Below are 14,786 nucleotides of genomic sequence, written 5' to 3' on the forward strand. Positions count from 1 at the left end.
CGCGTCTGGCTAAGGCGTGAATGCTTTCCGAGGGATAACCGCTTCCATGCTCCCTGTGAAGAAAGAAGTAAATGTCTAGACTTGTCTAGGTTTTATATAGCAGTCATGACAATCACAGTACCAATTACTCCAGCTGGTGTGAACCACTCAAAACCAGAATACTGATTTAGAAATAATGCATTGTCTATGTAATGTAGCCAGGTAGAAATAATATTGACTGTGATGATGGCTAGCAAAATTTTTTGACGAAATTTTGGAGAATTCATCTTTTACGCTGTTTGCAGGATTGTAAACAATCGCCGTAGAGACGTTCGGTGTGGAACGTCTCTACAATATGTGTGGTTTAGTTTTGCGGGTGGGCAAATAAGCGCTCTCTGCGCTTACTACTTTTAAGAGGGTAAGTTAACTTTTTTGGCTAAACCTAAAGTTTGCAAAACTTTGATGCTCCACCATGTTACATCGACTTCCCACCAATAAAAACCAGATTTTGCCATTTGGGGAAAGGTGTGATGGTTGTTGTGCCAGCCTTCGCCGTAAGTGACAATGGATACCCACCAGAGGTTACGCGCACCGTCGTTTGCCTCAAAGTTGCGGTAGCCCCAAGCGTGTGTGGCGGAGTTGACAAACCAAGTTGAGTGCCAAAGCAAGACTGCTCTTAAGAAAATTCCGTAGATGACAAATGACCAGCCGCCGATAAGATACAGCAGGATACCGAAGGGAATTTGCAAGAGTATAAAGTAGCGATCTAGCCAGCGATAATATGGTTGTCGTGCTAAGTCGGGCGCATATTTTGCATAGATTTCATAATCAAAGAACTCGGAACGAGGGTAGAAAATCCAGAGCATGTGACTCCACCAAAATCCTCGTTGAGCAGAGTACGGATCTAAATCGACATGTTCAGTATGAGCATGATGTTGTCGGTGTCCACCAATCCAAAAAATTGGACCTCCTTGCAAAGCTAACGCTCCGATCAGAGCGATCGCATACTCCAACCACTTCGGTACTTGGAAACTTCGATGACTCAACAGTCGATGATACCCCAAACATATACCAATACTCCCAAATAGCCAGTGGAGAAATATCACTAGGGCTAATGCAGACCACGAGAAAAACCAGGGAGCAAGTAAAGCTATGCCATGAAATGTAGTAAAAAATACCACATTCGTCCAATTGAGCGCCGGAGAATTTCCGCCCTCAGAAGTGCTGGCAAAAAATTTAGCAGTCATAAAAATTCCTGTCGATGGGTGAGGAAGCGATTTGCTTTTGTCGGAAGTTGCACCTGGCATAATTTCACATCTAAAGCGCTCTTAGGCTCCAAATTAACTCCTGAAAGAATTGAGGCTAGATGCCTCACTCCACAAGAGTCATATGCACAGAAAGAGTGCGTTACCATGAGCGCTAACACGCCTAAAAAAGGTAAACCCAACTATCCGTTCAGATATTTATAAAACAATCGGTTACAGTTGAGCAAGTACCACTTACATTTTTTATGCTAACAGTTCTGCGATTTCTCTGCAAGTACTACTTGCATTTTTCTTTATGCCGTCTCAATCCAATTCAGCTCGTCAACGTCTAATTGAAGCAGCGCTTGAGTTATTTACCGCTCAGGGAGTCAGCGGCACTACAACCCGCCAAATTGCAGAAAAAGCAGAAGTCAATGAAGTGACGCTATTCCGGCATTTTGGCAATAAGCACGGGTTACTTTTGGCTGTCTTGGAAGAATCCGCAGCCTTTAAAAATTTAGGCGAGTCTTTAGTTAGCCGAGCAATTCCACCTGGTAACGTGTATCAAGCTCTGAAAGATTATGCAAGTGAAAGCTTACACGCATTAGAACAAGTTCCAGAGTTTGTTAGGTCTGTGGTAGGTGAAGCTGACCAATACCCAGCAGAAAATCGCCGCGCTTTGGGACGGGGGTTAACGGAAGCTAACCGTTATGTAGCAGAGTACTTAGCCACTGTAATTGAACAGGGACACTTAAATACCTATCTCCCGGCAGAAAAACTAGCGAGTTTGTTAAATGGGATGTTGCTGGGATATGCGGTGATTGAGTTTACTAGCGAATTTCACGAACTTTGGGAAGATAGAGATGATTTTCTGGAGAATCTGGTGCAGTTGTTTTTACAAGGAGCAATGTCACCCGTACTCGAACCAAGTCAATATTCCTCAAGTTTGGTTGTAATAGATTCTAGTATTAGGGAAGTAGCTGATTTGCCGGCTTCTTTAGTCCACCAAATTCTCCAACAAGCGAGAAAATTGGGAGTGCAAGATTATGCATTGGCGTATGTGTTATTTGCTGCTGGGTTATCTGTTCCGGAAGTAGTTGGCTTGCAGCGATCGCATCAATTCTACGATACTCAAGGGCACTTTCTGCAAATTGCCAATAACAGCGGATTTCGCCAAGTACCTGTCAATCAGTGGATAATGGGTAATCGCTATGGTTCCTACACCAACAATCCATTAACTAAATGGCTGAAAAGTCGTAAAGATAATCAACCTGCCATGTTTATTCATGAATCTGGTGAGCCAATGTCAGAATCACAAATTGACGTACACTGGCACATGTGGACACAAGGACTGTTGACACCACAAGGACAACCCCCAGCAATTATTCAAACACAACAAACTTGGCGTGTAGAAATGTTGATGCGCGGCATGAGCTTAGAAAATCTTAGCATTTTAACAGGATGCGATCGCACTCAATTACAACCTTACGCCAAAAGAGCCAGAGAAAAAGCCGCTTTAGAGCAAGCAACTCGGTTAGATCAAAAACCGGGATAGTTGATGGTTGTTAGTTGGAGCGTTGATGGTTGTTAGTTGGAGCGTTGATGGTTGTTAGTTGTTGGGTGTTGAATGAATGAGTGCGATTAACTTTGATTTCAGCATTTATAATCACAGCTTGTGCGGTGGTAACGACAACTTCAGCATTCATAATCACAGCTTATGTTGTGGTCACGACAACTTCTGCATTTATAACCACAGCTTGTGCGGTGGTAACGACAACTTCTGCATTTTTAATCACAGCTTGTGTTGTGGTAACGACAACTTCTGCATTTTTAATCACAGCTTGTGTTGTGGTAACCACAGCTTCTGCATTTATAATGAAAGCCTTTTACATATTGACAAACACAAAAAATAAGATAAAAGTCCGTTTAGGATTGGTGAAAAAATAAGCTCCCCGACTTCTTTAACAAGTCGGGGAGCTGAAGAAAGTCTAAGCCATTAACCAAAAAATCTATGAATATTACCTATAAACGCGATTTACTTGATGTTGATTGGGAGGAAATGAAGGCAACATTAATCAAAGATAACTTTCATAACGGACGAACTGCAAAGCAATTGAAAACATCTTTTGCCAATAGTTTTTCGACATGCATTGCTTATGCAGAGCAACAAATTGTAGGTACAGCCAGAGTGTTATCTGATGGAGTATGTAATGCTTACATCGTCGATGTTTGGACTTATTCAGAATACCGTCATCAAGGTATTGCGCGAAAAATGATGGAGATTATTACAGAAGAATTGCCAGGACAACACGTTTACTTGTTTACCGATGACTCTGTTGATTTTTACAAGAAATTGGGATTTACAGAACAGCCTACAGGATTAAGTAAAGTCATCGGAAAATGGTTAGTGAATGATTATTAAGTTAAGTTTTGCCAAAAAGAGATTACCGACAACTTATGCGAAGTTGGGGATCTGAACTTCGGATTTGAGATTTTTCTGCGACGAAAGTGACAGAATTCGGTATGCCAAGCAAAGCGTCTCCGACAAAAGAACAAAAGGAAAGATTTGTCAGTTCGCACTCACTAGAAAATATACTCATCAACTGCACGCACTAACTACTTTGAAAACCGACAGCATCTTTTATCGCATCTTCCAAAGCTTACCCAGCACTTTCTTTGAACTGATTAACCAACCAGCATCACTAGCCCAAGCTTACCAATTTTCCTCAGTAGAAGTCAAACAACTCGCTTTCAGAATTGATGGTGTATTTTTACCGAATACTTCAGAACTACCTATTTATTTTGCTGAGGTGCAATTTCAACTAGATAAAAAATTTTACTCGCGGTTCGTTTGCAGAAATATTTAACTATCTGGATAAAACCGAATTAATTAACAATTGGCGTGGTGTTGTTCTCTTTCCTAACCGCAGCGCTGATACTGGAGATAGACAAAGATATACAGAATTACTGAATTCACCACGAGTGACTCGTATCTATCTTGACGAATTAACAGCGATTGAGGCATCATCTATTGGGATTGAGACAGTTAAATTAATCATCGAAGCAGAATCAACTGCGATCGCAAAAGCTGTAGAGATAGTAAACAACACTCGACAACAAATCATCGATGCCGCCCAACAGCGATAAATTATACAATTAATAGAGACGATATTAATCTACAAATTGCCGCGCTTGAGCCGCGAGGAGATGGAAAAAATGTTTGGATTAAATGAGTTAAAGCAAACTAGATTTTATCAAGAAGTTTTTGCTGAAGGCAAAGAAGAAGGTAAGCTTGAAACTATACCTCAGTTATTGGCGTTAGGTCTGAGTATTGAACAGATAGCTCAAGCGTTAGGTTTGGATGAAGCTGTTGTTAGACAAGCCGCATCGAAATTATAAAGCGATCGCCTAAAATAAATAATGTTTATTCATTAACTAAAATCGAGGGATAATTCCTTGCTGACTATTAAAGAATTACTGCTTCAAGAAATTGAATCGACACCAGAAACTGTTCTTGCGGAAACTTTAGATTTTCTGCGTTTTCTGAAAACAAAACAACCAGAAATACAATCTTTACCCCAAGAATCACAAGTCACAACCGAACAAATAGATTTAAATGAAACTTCAACCGATAATTCTCAACAGCCATACCGTCCGGCTTCCGGACGTTCCATCCTTAAACACGTAGGTACATGGGCTGGCGATGATTTTGAAGAGTGTCTTCAGTCAGTTTATGCTACTCGTGGCAAAGCGAAATTCGACTGTGATAACCCATTTGAGAAGTAATGTACCTGCTTGACACAAATCACTGTAGTGCTATTATCTTGGGCGAACTAAATGTTGTTCGTCAAGTGATTGAAGTTGGAGAATTAAACATCGCCACCTGTGTAATTGTGCAAGGAGAACTTACATATATGATGGAGAATTCTGCACAAAGAGAAATTAATCTCGTTCGCTTGGCAGAGTTTCTCGAAGATATTCGTACAGCAGATTGCAAGTTTATGAAGTACAGTAGCAACAGTTGGTAAACCAGTTTCGTAGATGCTTGGAGTTGACCAAATCGAGTGCAGTGGCAATCAGCGTATCAACCATATGAGTTGTAGTTGGAGAAAACTGGCGCAACAAAGCTTTAAGTTGAGACCACCAATGTTCAATTGGATTAAAATCGGGAGAGTAGGGTGACAAATTTAGAATACTAGCACCAACAGATTGAATTAGAGGTTCAATTGTTGCAATCTTGTGGGCTGGAAGATTATCCATAACAACTACAGCACCTGACCACAACTGAGGAACTAAACATTTTTCAATGAAGACTTCAAAAGCATCTCCACCCATCGAGCCATTTAAAGTCATCACTGCTAAAACTTCTTTTAAGCTGATTGCACCAATAACTGTGATTTTTGCTCCACGGTAAAAAGGTTTTAAGTCATATACTCTAGTTCCATAAGGGCTTCGAGCATGAGTTCTTGTCAAGCCCAGTAAAACACCCATTTCATCCAAAAATACGAGGTTTTTAGGTTCTATATTTTTGACTTTCTCCCAATATTCACCCCTGAGATTTTGGACTCTCTCTGTTGCCGCTTGACTACTGCTAACGGTCTTTTTTTTCGTGTCAATTCCTGTCTTTGTAATGCACGACACATGGTGCTGGTGCTTACCCATTGGTTATGGGTTTCTCCCCAGTATTCACAGTATTCTGATAGAGTTGCATCTGGGTATTTTTCTACCATACAAGTAAGTTGAGTTTCAGACCCTTCTAACTCACCCTTGATCGTTCCAAGAAAGTTTTCCTGGTATCAGATGACCTTCTATCTTATGAATGTTTCAGCATTCTCTGCACAAAAGCTTTACTCACATCAAACCTTGTTGCTATTTTTCTGACCGAGGTATTTCCTTGTTCGTAAGCTTTAACTACTTTTTCTCTAAAGTCGATGGAGTAAGGCTTCATTTTTTCTCTTAATGCACCAATCTTAGTGTATTCTATTTACCTGCAATCTGCTGTATATTGTCTTCCCACTCCAGTGGTAAAATTTCCACTTTTTCTGTGACCAGAATCATCAATGATTAAACTGAATCCTCTACTAATTCTAGTTTGACTACATTTGTTCATTATCTGCAAGCGACGTTGATTGATCTTTGAGCTAGACCAAGGCGCTTCGGTTAAAAAGTGGTGTAAACGATGGTAAACAACCCCCACGGCATTATCTGCCATCTGAAATATGTTTTTTCGTTCACTTTCACCTAATAATCCCCCTAAATAATGCCTAAATCCTCTTTTTTGGGCTTTTGTTTTGAATAGGTCGTCAAAACGTGTGCACCATCTATCAAAACAAGGAGGCATTGTAATAGGAGTTGTCTCTTTCATTGGTTACTTATCAACCTGAAATATAGACCATATAATAAATTTAACCATATTTCGCTATGATTTTTGTCTAAGTCCCGTTAGGTATGCAGACGACTTTGTGGTGCTGCATCAACATCGAGAAATAGTCCAAAAGTGTCAATTGTTAGTAGCTGAATGGTTAGCACAGATGGGTTTGGAATTAAAACCTTCCAAGACACGTTTTTCTGACTCTGGCCACAGACATAAAATCCAAGCTAACAATGGACTAAAACAAGATGTTACTTCTAATGAAGCTCGCCCCTGTTTAGTGTTTGTTTTATCTTCCGCCCCTTTTAACCATTCCCTTAGTTGCTGCCGTAGAGTATTTTCTTTTTTTCCTAATAGCTCTGCTAAAAACACCGAAACCGTTGTCAATCCGCTTGATTGAGTCATAACTATGCCAAAACTCCACATTGCTAGTACTACTGCTTGCGGTTTTGATAGATTGGCCATTTTTTCTATCCCACATTCCGCATTTCGGTTTGTAGTATACCTTGTATGATAATTGTATGAGTATAAATACTGTTATTTTAGAGAATTTAGCGATCGCAACGGATCAAACTCTCGGAAAAATTTAAGCATAAATACTCAGATTTTGTGATGATTTTTAGAGAATTGGCGATCGCCAATTGCTTCTGTTAGCATACTACATTTTGAAGTGCGGAATGTGGGTTCTATCACTGTTCTAGTCCATTGTCTTAATTCCTCATTTTTTCCTACTTGCATTCTCCCTCCCACACCCTAAACTTATTCACCCTATTTGCTGTGCATATTTTTGCGGTTTGGCTTCAGTTGTGTATTTTACCGCCTGAACTGCCCCTTTCTTAAATCCCTACCTTTGAAAGCTGCCCCTCCGCCCCTTCTTCGCTTAAAGCTTGTGAGAAATGCGGGTTAACCGCTTTTATGTCCTTAAAGTCACAAACTGTTATATTACTTATTATTTTTTTTTAATTTGAATTATTCACTTAACTGTCTACTTTAATGATAGTTAAATGTCTTAAACTCCCATTGCATTTTGTTCTTAAGAACTGAGATTATTCCATAGACAACTGTTATGGCTATTTTTGGAGATAGAGCAAAGATAAATCTTGGCTGAAGATGTATGATAAAATTTCTTAGTGGTTTTGAGTTGGTGCAAAACACGAATCTAGTCATTCAAAACCAGCAATTGATAGTCAATCAGTAATATATTCATTCAGACTCTTGCACAATGAAAGTTTCACTAAAAAGCCACTTATTTTTATTTAAGTAGGCACAGCAAAAAGTAGATTACCTTAAACAATCTCACGACATTTTGGCAAAAACATGTTTACAGAAGATGTGAATTCTAATGGGCAGAGGCTAGCGGAACAGTCGAGCCTGAGTACTCGGGCTGCGAAGCAGTTAGCCACAACCACCAAGACCGCTCCGCAGATGCAGGGCATCACCTCACGCTGGATCAGCCGCCTGCTGCCTTGGGTGCATCTGCGCGGCGGCTCTTATCGCGTCAACCGCCGCTTGACCTATGCGCTGGGTGATGGTCGCGTCACCTTTACGAACGTCGGGTCAACGATTCAGGTAATTCCCCAGGAGCTGCGCGAGCTGGCCTTTCTGCGCGACTTTGAAAACGAAACCGTTTTGAACGCGTTGGCCAACCGCTTTGTGCAGCAGGAGTTTCAACCCGGTGATGTGCTGGTAGAGAAGGGAAGCCCCGCCGACCAGATTGTGCTGATTGCTCACGGCAAAGTGAGCAAGATCGGTACGGGCAAGTATGGCGATGAGGTGGAATTGGGTGTGTTGATCGATGGCGACCACTTTCCCAGTCAAGCCCTTCTCGAATCCGGGGACGTATGGGACTTCACCATCAAGGCGATCACGCGCTGTACGGTCTTGGCGCTGACACAAAGCTCTTTTGAAGAACTGGTCAACCTCTCAGAATCGCTTCAGGTGCACATCGAGGCGTTTCAAGCCCGCCCCCCCAAGCCTCACGATCGGCACGGTCAGGCCCCCATCGAGCTGGCCGCTGGCCACAGCGGCGAACCCGTGCTGCCCACGACCTTTGTCGATTACGAAACCTCTCCGCGTGAATATGAGTTGAGCCTGGCACAGACGGTGCTGCATGTTCACACCCGCGTTGCCGATCTCTACAACTATCCGATGAACCAGATTGCGGAACAACTCAAGCTAACGGTGCACGAGTTGCGCGAGCGCCAAGAGTACGAGTTGGTCAACAACCAAGAGTTCGGCCTGTTGCACAACGCCGACCTCAGCCAGCGCTTCCCCACCCGCAATGGCCCGCCCACGCCAGATGATTTTGATGAGCTGATCACCCGCCGCCGCGATGCGCAGTACATTTTTGCCCACCCGCGTGCCATTGCCGCCTTTGGCCGCGAGTGCAGCAAGCTGGGTCTCTACCCCGACACCCATGATATGGGGGGCGAACGAGTCATGGCGTGGCGCAACATCCCGATTTTGCCCTGCAACAAGATTCCCATCAGCGACACCCAGACCAGTTCCGTGATCGTTGTCCGTACCGGTGAGGACAATCAAGGTCTGGTCGGTCTTCGACCCGCAGCGTTGCCCGATCAGCACGAGCCGGGGTTGAACGTGCGCTTTATGGGCATCAACGAGAAAGCCATCATCTCCTATCTCGTCAGCAACTACTTCTCCGCTGCCATCCTCGTACCCGATGCCGTCGGCGTGCTCGAAGATGTCGAGCTAGGACGCTAGTAAATCCCGGCAGAGGTACCTGAACAGTCAACTGTCAGCATCTTCACCATACACTCATTGAAACACCTATTGAGGAGTAAGTACTCATACAAAATTAATTGTATATTGTCATTACGAGTGCAGCGAAGCGAAACGAAGTAATCGCAAGCGTTTGGGATTGCTTCACTTTGTTCGCAATGACACAAATAATTTTGTATACCCACTTAACACATTCTATGGACATGCCCCAAACTATCACTGCCGACAATGTTTTGCGCAGCGAATATCAGAAGTCGGTTGCCAACTATTGGAACCAAGAAAAGAATCCCGTTAATCTGCTGCTCGGCCAAGTTGACGGCTATTACCACCACCACTACGGGATCGGCGATGTCGATTGGTCGGTGTTGGAGGCTCCCGAAGGTGAGCGCGACGATCGGATTATTCGCGAGCTGCACCGGCTCGAACACGCCCAGGCGGCGTTCCTGCTCGACCATCTGGGCGACGTCAAGCCTGATGACCGCGTGATGGATGGCGGTTCCGGTCGCGGCGGCACCAGCTTCATGGTCAATGAACGCTTTGGTTGTCAGGTCGACGGAGTGTCAATCTCAGAATCTCAGGTCGAGTTTGCCAACGACCAGGCTGCGCAGCGCGGCGTGGCCGACAAGGTCAAGTTCCACTTTCGCAACATGCTGGATACCGGCTTCGAGACGGGAGCCATGCGCAGCATTTGGACGAATGAGACCACCATGTATGTAGATCTGTTCAAGCTGTTCGCCGAGTTTGCACGCCTGTTGCAGGATGGTGGTCGCTACGCCTGCATCACGGGTTGCTACAACGACGTTACGGGGGGGCGCTCACGGGCGGTCAGCCAGATCGATACGCATTACATCTGTAACATCCATCCGCGCAGTCAATATTTCAAGGCACTGGCGGCGAACAACCTCGTCCCGATTACCGTCACCGACCTGACTCCCCTAACGATTCCCTACTGGGAACTGCGGGCCAAGTCTTCGCTCGTCACCGGGGTCGAGGATTACTTCCTTACGGCATACAAAGAAGGCAGCTTCCACTACCTGCTCATCGTCGCCGATCGTATCATTCGGTAAGGCTTATCCAAAACACAAACCGCACCATGGTGTGGTGGGTAGCGCGCATACTGCACACAGACCACACACCACCACTCTGATACAGGGATAAGACTATGAAAGATACCAACCTGGATGATACGAGTACCGCATTTTTATTCGGTCCGACCGGCCTCGGTACATCCGCCGCTCGTTTGGCGAGCGAGCTGGCCAAGGCTGCTCGTACCGGTAACCTGGATCCACGGCTGCTCCAGGCAGACCTCGCTCCGGCGGGGGACCTTGATCCGGCATATGCAGAGAGATCCTGGGGCGATGGGACTGCCTCGCCGCTCTACTGCCCCATTACCGAGCGATTCAACGAGCCGCTGGCGGACGAGGTCGACGATCGGCTGGCGGCCTGGGCACTGGAGTGCGGGTTCGATGAGGACGAGGTGGAGAAGATTCGCAAGGTACGGTTCGGACGGCTGGTTATGCTGGCCCACCCGGACTGCGACGACCCAGATCGGCTGTTGATCGGTGCCAAGCTGAACATGGCCTGGTGGGCCGCCGACGACTACTACGCCGACGACAGCGAGCTCGGTGCGGATCCAATGTTGCTCCCCCCACGTCTCCTCTTGGCGATGACCGCCATGGACCCGCCACCCCCGGCGGGGGAATTTACTCTACCGCTGGAGGAGGCCCTGGCTGCGGAGCGCGTCCTCGTGGCCCTGGGCGCAGGCATCGACTACCTGGCTCAGTACGCCACACCCGAGCAAGTGCAGCGCACCTGTTACGCCACCTTCTCTATGTTTGTCTCTTGGAGTGCCTATGCGGCGTGGCGCTACACCGACGAGTACCCGCCAGCCTGGAAGTACCTGGCTGCGCGCCAGCACGACAGCTTCTACACCTCCATGACTCTGCTCGACCCCATCGGTGGGTACATCCTGCCGGCGGATCTCTTCTTTGAACCCCGTGTCCGTCACGCAGCGTTCTTGGCCGGGACGGCCGTCGTCCTGGTCAACGATCTCCTTTCGGTCGCCAAAGATCTGGCAGACGAGCAGCCACCAGTCAACATGGTGCTACAGATTGCGGCGGATCGGGGCTGCTCTATCAAAGAGGCGACGGAGATCACCGTCAAGTTTCACAACGACCTGGTTCATGACTTTCGGGAACGCCACCAGAAGCTCCAGGCCGTGCCCAACGTGGAGCTTCAGCGGTTCCTGCGCGGATTGCGGGGGTGGATGGGCGGCGCGTTTGAATGGCACAACAGCAACCCGCGCTACAAGAACAGCAACGGTACCCCGCAGCTGGATTCACAATCATCAACCTAACCATAGAAGCATATATGGTTCAACGGGATTTTATATGGTTGAATAAACCAGAAGAGTTATGTGCACATAGAAATCAAGGTGAAAGATGACCGAAGACGTTAACCCCAATGGGCAGATGCTAGCAGAGCAGTCGAGCTTGAGTACAGATGCGGCGCGCAAGTTAGCCACAACCGCCAAGACTGCTCCGCAGATGAAGGGCATCAGCTCGCGCTCGATCAGCCGCCTGTTGCCCTGGGTGGAGCTGCGCGGCGGCTCCTACCGGGTCAACCAGCGTTTGACCTATGCGCTGGGCGATGGCCGAGTGACCTTTACCAATGTGGGGTCCACCATACGAGTGATCCCGCAAGAGTTGCGCGAAATGGCCCTGTTGCGGGAGTTTGACGAGGAAATGGTGTTGAACACGTTGGCAGATCGCTTTGTGCAGCAGGAGTTTCAACCCGGTGATGTGCTGGTGGAAAAGGGAACCCCCGCCGACCAGATTGTGCTGATTGCCCACGGCAAGGTCAGCAAGATCGGTACGGGCGAGTATGGCGATGAGGTGGAGCTTGCGGTGTTGGCCGATGGCGACCACTTCACCTACCAGGCTATCATCGAATCCGGCGATCTCTGGGACTTCACCATGAAGGCGGTTACGCGCTGCACGGTGTTGGTGCTGACGCAGCGGGCGTTTGAAGAGGTGGTGGCTTTCTCTGAATCGCTGCAAGCCCACATCGAAGAATTCAAAGCCCGCCCGCCAAAAGCCCAAGATACATACGGTCAGGCCGCCATTGCGTTAGCTGCCGGTCATACAGGCGAACCCGTGCTGCCCACGACCTTTGTCGATTACGAGACCTCTCCGCGCGAATACGAGTTGAGCCTGGTGCAGACGGTGCTGCGCGTCCATACCCGCGTTGCCGATCTCTACAACGAGCCAATGAACCAGATCGAACAACAGCTCAAATTGACTGTGCATGAGTTGCGCGAGCGCCAGGAGTACGAATTGGTCAATAATCAAGAGTTCGGCCTGCTGCACAACGCCGACCTCAGCCAACGCTTCCCCACCCGCAACGGCCCGCCTCACCCGGATGACATAGACGAGCTGATCACCCGGCGGCGCAATTCACAGTACATTTTTGCCCACCCGCGTGCCATCGCCGCCTTTGCGCGTCAGTGCAACAGAATCGGGATCGACCTGGAAAGTATCGATGTGGGTGGAAACCGCATTCCGGCCTGGCGCGGCATCCCCATCTATTCCTGTGGCAAAATCCCCATCGACAGAACGACCCAGACCACGTCGATCATCGTCATGCGTACCGGTGAGGACAATCAGGGCGTGGTGGGTCTTCAGCCTGCGGAGTTACCCGATCAATATGAGCCAGGGTTGAACGTGCGCTTTATGGGCATCGACGAAAAGGCCATCATCTCCTATCTGGTCAGCAACTACTTCTCCGCCGCTATCCTTGTCCCCGACGCCGTCGGCATTCTCGAGGATGTCGAGCTCGGGCGGTAAGTGTAGCGGCCAGCAATAAGAAAGCCCCGGACTAGCCTGGATTATTCATGAAGAAAAAAAAAGAAGTAAAAAATCAGAAATGAATATCAAAATTGAATGGCACTAAGAAAAGCTGAAACACTTGCGGATTAAGCAGTTTGTAATTGCTTCTGTAATTCGTGCCGGGGTTTTGTCATTACGGGGTAAGCTTTCGGGCGGCGTTTACGAACTCGTGGTTCACTTCTGCCAGGGCGATCGCTTACGACCTTGTAAACAATAACGCTCTTCCATCACTCTTATGAGAGAATAATAGAGTAAAATGTCGCAAACTCTTTGCTGGGCTATGTTTGGGGCAAGAAAACCTGCCGAAACGATAAAATTTATAGACGATTATTGTGAATGGTATAGAAAGCTGTTTCCAGAAGTGAGAAGTTTTGAAGCGTTTAAATATCTTCATGTGGGGATGATTTCAGATATTAAACGTAAAAGTCTGCCTGCAATATCGCGTGTGATGGGATTAAGTAACGAACAAGGGCTATTGCATTTTTTAACAGAATCACCGTGGACGGTTGAGCAATTGAGAAAAGGGAGATTACAGTTAATACTACAAGTTCTCTCAGGGCGAGAAATCATACTAATTATTGATGAGACAGGAGATGCAAAGAAGGGGAATACGACAGATTATGTTAAACGACAATATATTGGGAATTTAGGAAAAATAGAGAACGGAATAGTAGCAGTTACAGCATATGGTTTATTTGAAGGAATGACATTTCCTTTAATGTTTGAAGTCTACAAACCCAAACAAAGGTTATTAGAAGGAGATGTCTATCAAACTAAACCAGAAATCGCTGCTTCTATGATTAGAAAACTCCGAGAAATGGGGTTTAACTTCAAGCTGGTACTAGCAGATAGTCTTTATGGTGAAAGCGATCGCAACTTCATAAGTGTCTTGTGCGAATTAGAACTAAACTTTGTAGTAGCAATTCGGAGTAATCATGGTGTGTGGCTACCTCAAGGGCAGAAAATTAGATATAATCGGTGGCGACCCTATAACCGTATATTTTCAGACAATAAGCAAGAAAAAAGATACATTCAAGAGATAGTGTTCGGCAAGCGTTGTGATGTTCAATACTGGCAAGCTACCCCTCTTCTGTCACTTTCCGGGTATTCTGAATAAAAGAATCAAAAGAAAAAACTCTCTTCAGGTAAGCAGGGCAATGGATGTAGAATTACAAATCCTAAAACATTTGGCACTCTTACGCTCACCCAACAGTTGCGATCGTAGATGAATCGCAGTGCAGAGTATAAAGACTTATTTAAAGAAGTAAGGAATTATGAGTGCTTCAAATATTTACACATGGGGATAATATCAACGATAAAACGAAAATCGTTACCAGAGATAGCAAAGGTAGTGAGCATAAATTCGGCACAGTCACTACACCATTTTTTAGCAAATTCAGATTGGTCAATAAATAAATTAAAACAACGAAGATTAAATAAGTTAAAGAAACAATTAGATGGTCGGGCAATTACATTAGTAATAACCCAAGTTGCGGGTTATGGGAATCCAAGTGCTATGCACCTGCTGATTCATGCGATCGCCAATCACAAATTGGCGGTTGCGAG

General features: G+C 46.0%; 15 protein-coding genes and 4 pseudogenes. 12 read left to right on the top strand and 7 right to left on the bottom strand.

The window, feature by feature from the left end; translation table 11 throughout:
* Window positions 1–92 precede the first annotated feature (92 nt).
* Together AABK37_RS35655 and AABK37_RS35660 are read right to left on the bottom strand one after the other, a co-directional pair.
* A complete protein-coding gene (locus AABK37_RS35655) occupies window positions 93–266 on the bottom strand; it encodes a hypothetical protein (RefSeq protein WP_432556189.1) in 174 nt (57 codons plus the stop codon).
* A 123-nt stretch (window positions 267–389) separates the two neighbouring features.
* Window positions 390–1,226 (bottom strand): acyl-CoA desaturase, encoded by an 837-nt coding sequence (locus AABK37_RS35660; protein WP_432556190.1) that lies wholly within the window; start codon window positions 1,224–1,226, stop codon window positions 390–392.
* A gap of 313 nt (window positions 1,227–1,539) precedes the next feature.
* Here AABK37_RS35660 and AABK37_RS35665 point away from each other — a divergent pair, with 313 nt between their 5' ends.
* On the top strand, window positions 1,540–2,778 hold the full coding sequence (locus AABK37_RS35665; protein WP_432556191.1) for a TetR family transcriptional regulator: 1,239 nt from the start codon (window positions 1,540–1,542) through the stop codon (window positions 2,776–2,778).
* 10 nt (window positions 2,779–2,788) lie between these two features.
* On the opposite strand, the gene AABK37_RS35670 is transcribed toward AABK37_RS35665, so the two are convergent.
* Together AABK37_RS35670 and AABK37_RS35675 are read right to left on the bottom strand one after the other, a co-directional pair.
* Window positions 2,789–2,929 carry a hypothetical protein gene (locus AABK37_RS35670; RefSeq protein ID WP_432556192.1) on the bottom strand — a complete coding sequence of 47 codons (141 nt, stop codon included), beginning with the start codon at window positions 2,927–2,929 and terminating at the stop codon, window positions 2,789–2,791.
* A gap of 9 nt (window positions 2,930–2,938) precedes the next feature.
* The gene (locus AABK37_RS35675) at window positions 2,939–3,082 is read right to left on the bottom strand and encodes a hypothetical protein (protein ID WP_432556193.1); all 144 of its coding nucleotides are present in this window, start codon (window positions 3,080–3,082) and stop codon (window positions 2,939–2,941) included.
* A 152-nt stretch (window positions 3,083–3,234) separates the two neighbouring features.
* Here AABK37_RS35675 and AABK37_RS35680 point away from each other — a divergent pair, with 152 nt between their 5' ends.
* The 4 genes and pseudogenes from AABK37_RS35680 (at window position 3,235) to AABK37_RS35695 (ending at window position 5,251) form a co-directional block, all read left to right on the top strand.
* Window positions 3,235–3,645 (top strand): GNAT family N-acetyltransferase, encoded by a 411-nt coding sequence (locus tag AABK37_RS35680; RefSeq protein WP_432556194.1) that lies wholly within the window; start codon window positions 3,235–3,237, stop codon window positions 3,643–3,645.
* 199 nt (window positions 3,646–3,844) lie between these two features.
* Window positions 3,845–4,622 (top strand): annotated as a pseudogene (locus AABK37_RS35685) (Rpn family recombination-promoting nuclease/putative transposase).
* 60 nt (window positions 4,623–4,682) lie between these two features.
* Window positions 4,683–5,009 (top strand): DUF2281 domain-containing protein, encoded by a 327-nt coding sequence (locus AABK37_RS35690; RefSeq protein ID WP_432556200.1) that lies wholly within the window; start codon window positions 4,683–4,685, stop codon window positions 5,007–5,009.
* Window positions 5,009–5,251: a hypothetical protein gene (locus tag AABK37_RS35695; RefSeq protein ID WP_432556195.1), complete on the top strand. Its 243-nt coding sequence runs from the start codon at window positions 5,009–5,011 to the stop codon at window positions 5,249–5,251. Before AABK37_RS35690 ends, AABK37_RS35695 begins: the two co-directional genes overlap by 1 nt.
* Here AABK37_RS35695 and AABK37_RS35700 read toward each other — a convergent pair.
* The 3 genes and pseudogenes from AABK37_RS35700 to AABK37_RS35710 all read right to left on the bottom strand — a co-directional run.
* Window positions 5,223–5,885: an IS630 family transposase gene (locus tag AABK37_RS35700; protein WP_432556196.1), complete on the bottom strand. Its 663-nt coding sequence runs from the start codon at window positions 5,883–5,885 to the stop codon at window positions 5,223–5,225. The two genes, AABK37_RS35695 and AABK37_RS35700, sit on opposite strands and share 29 nt — an antisense overlap.
* Before the next feature lie 151 nt (window positions 5,886–6,036).
* Window positions 6,037–6,171 (bottom strand): hypothetical protein, encoded by a 135-nt coding sequence (locus AABK37_RS35705; RefSeq protein ID WP_407888969.1) that lies wholly within the window; start codon window positions 6,169–6,171, stop codon window positions 6,037–6,039.
* Between the two features lie 45 nt (window positions 6,172–6,216).
* Window positions 6,217–6,588, bottom strand: a pseudogene (locus tag AABK37_RS35710) (transposase); the annotation flags it as partial.
* Window positions 6,589–6,688: 100 nt separating this feature from the next.
* Between AABK37_RS35710 and AABK37_RS35715 the strand changes: the two are divergent.
* The 7 genes and pseudogenes from AABK37_RS35715 to AABK37_RS35745 all read left to right on the top strand — a co-directional run.
* A complete protein-coding gene (locus AABK37_RS35715) occupies window positions 6,689–6,994 on the top strand; it encodes a hypothetical protein (protein WP_432556201.1) in 306 nt (101 codons plus the stop codon).
* 917 nt (window positions 6,995–7,911) lie between these two features.
* On the top strand, window positions 7,912–9,315 hold the full coding sequence (locus tag AABK37_RS35720; protein WP_432556197.1) for a family 2B encapsulin nanocompartment shell protein: 1,404 nt from the start codon (window positions 7,912–7,914) through the stop codon (window positions 9,313–9,315).
* A 215-nt stretch (window positions 9,316–9,530) separates the two neighbouring features.
* The gene (locus AABK37_RS35725) at window positions 9,531–10,400 is read left to right on the top strand and encodes a geranyl diphosphate 2-C-methyltransferase (RefSeq protein WP_432556198.1); all 870 of its coding nucleotides are present in this window, start codon (window positions 9,531–9,533) and stop codon (window positions 10,398–10,400) included.
* A 95-nt stretch (window positions 10,401–10,495) separates the two neighbouring features.
* The gene (locus AABK37_RS35730; protein WP_432556199.1) at window positions 10,496–11,689 is read left to right on the top strand and encodes a family 2 encapsulin nanocompartment cargo protein terpene cyclase; all 1,194 of its coding nucleotides are present in this window, start codon (window positions 10,496–10,498) and stop codon (window positions 11,687–11,689) included.
* Window positions 11,690–11,774: 85 nt separating this feature from the next.
* On the top strand, window positions 11,775–13,178 hold the full coding sequence (locus AABK37_RS35735; protein WP_407883192.1) for a family 2B encapsulin nanocompartment shell protein: 1,404 nt from the start codon (window positions 11,775–11,777) through the stop codon (window positions 13,176–13,178).
* 322 nt (window positions 13,179–13,500) lie between these two features.
* A pseudogene (locus AABK37_RS35740) lies at window positions 13,501–14,304 on the top strand (IS701 family transposase); the annotation flags it as partial.
* Between the two features lie 73 nt (window positions 14,305–14,377).
* Window positions 14,378–14,709 (top strand): annotated as a pseudogene (locus AABK37_RS35745) (IS701 family transposase); the annotation flags it as partial.
* Between the last annotated feature and the right edge of the window lie 77 nt (window positions 14,710–14,786).

It is taken from the genome of Tolypothrix sp. VBCCA 56010 (genome assembly GCF_050875635.1).
Taxonomy (GTDB): Bacteria; Cyanobacteriota; Cyanobacteriia; order Cyanobacteriales; family Nostocaceae; genus Hassallia.

Excerpts from the sequence above, each read along its gene's own strand:
- AABK37_RS35700 (WP_432556196.1), bottom strand. The coding sequence starts at position 5,885 with ATGGGTAAGCACCAGCACCATGTGTCGTGCATTACAAAGACAGGAATT.
- AABK37_RS35695 (WP_432556195.1), top strand. The coding sequence starts at position 5,009 with ATGTACCTGCTTGACACAAATCACTGTAGTGCTATTATCTTGGGCGAA.
- AABK37_RS35660 (WP_432556190.1), bottom strand. The coding sequence starts at position 1,226 with ATGACTGCTAAATTTTTTGCCAGCACTTCTGAGGGCGGAAATTCTCCG.
- AABK37_RS35735 (WP_407883192.1), top strand. The coding sequence starts at position 11,775 with ATGACCGAAGACGTTAACCCCAATGGGCAGATGCTAGCAGAGCAGTCG.
- AABK37_RS35725 (WP_432556198.1), top strand. The coding sequence starts at position 9,531 with ATGGACATGCCCCAAACTATCACTGCCGACAATGTTTTGCGCAGCGAA.
- AABK37_RS35720 (WP_432556197.1), top strand. The coding sequence starts at position 7,912 with ATGTTTACAGAAGATGTGAATTCTAATGGGCAGAGGCTAGCGGAACAG.
- AABK37_RS35680 (WP_432556194.1), top strand. The coding sequence starts at position 3,235 with ATGAATATTACCTATAAACGCGATTTACTTGATGTTGATTGGGAGGAA.
- AABK37_RS35665 (WP_432556191.1), top strand. The coding sequence starts at position 1,540 with ATGCCGTCTCAATCCAATTCAGCTCGTCAACGTCTAATTGAAGCAGCG.
- AABK37_RS35655 (WP_432556189.1), bottom strand. The coding sequence starts at position 266 with ATGAATTCTCCAAAATTTCGTCAAAAAATTTTGCTAGCCATCATCACA.
- AABK37_RS35670 (WP_432556192.1), bottom strand. The coding sequence starts at position 2,929 with ATGAATGCTGAAGTTGTCGTTACCACCGCACAAGCTGTGATTATAAAT.
- AABK37_RS35730 (WP_432556199.1), top strand. The coding sequence starts at position 10,496 with ATGAAAGATACCAACCTGGATGATACGAGTACCGCATTTTTATTCGGT.
- AABK37_RS35705 (WP_407888969.1), bottom strand. The coding sequence starts at position 6,171 with ATGAAGCCTTACTCCATCGACTTTAGAGAAAAAGTAGTTAAAGCTTAC.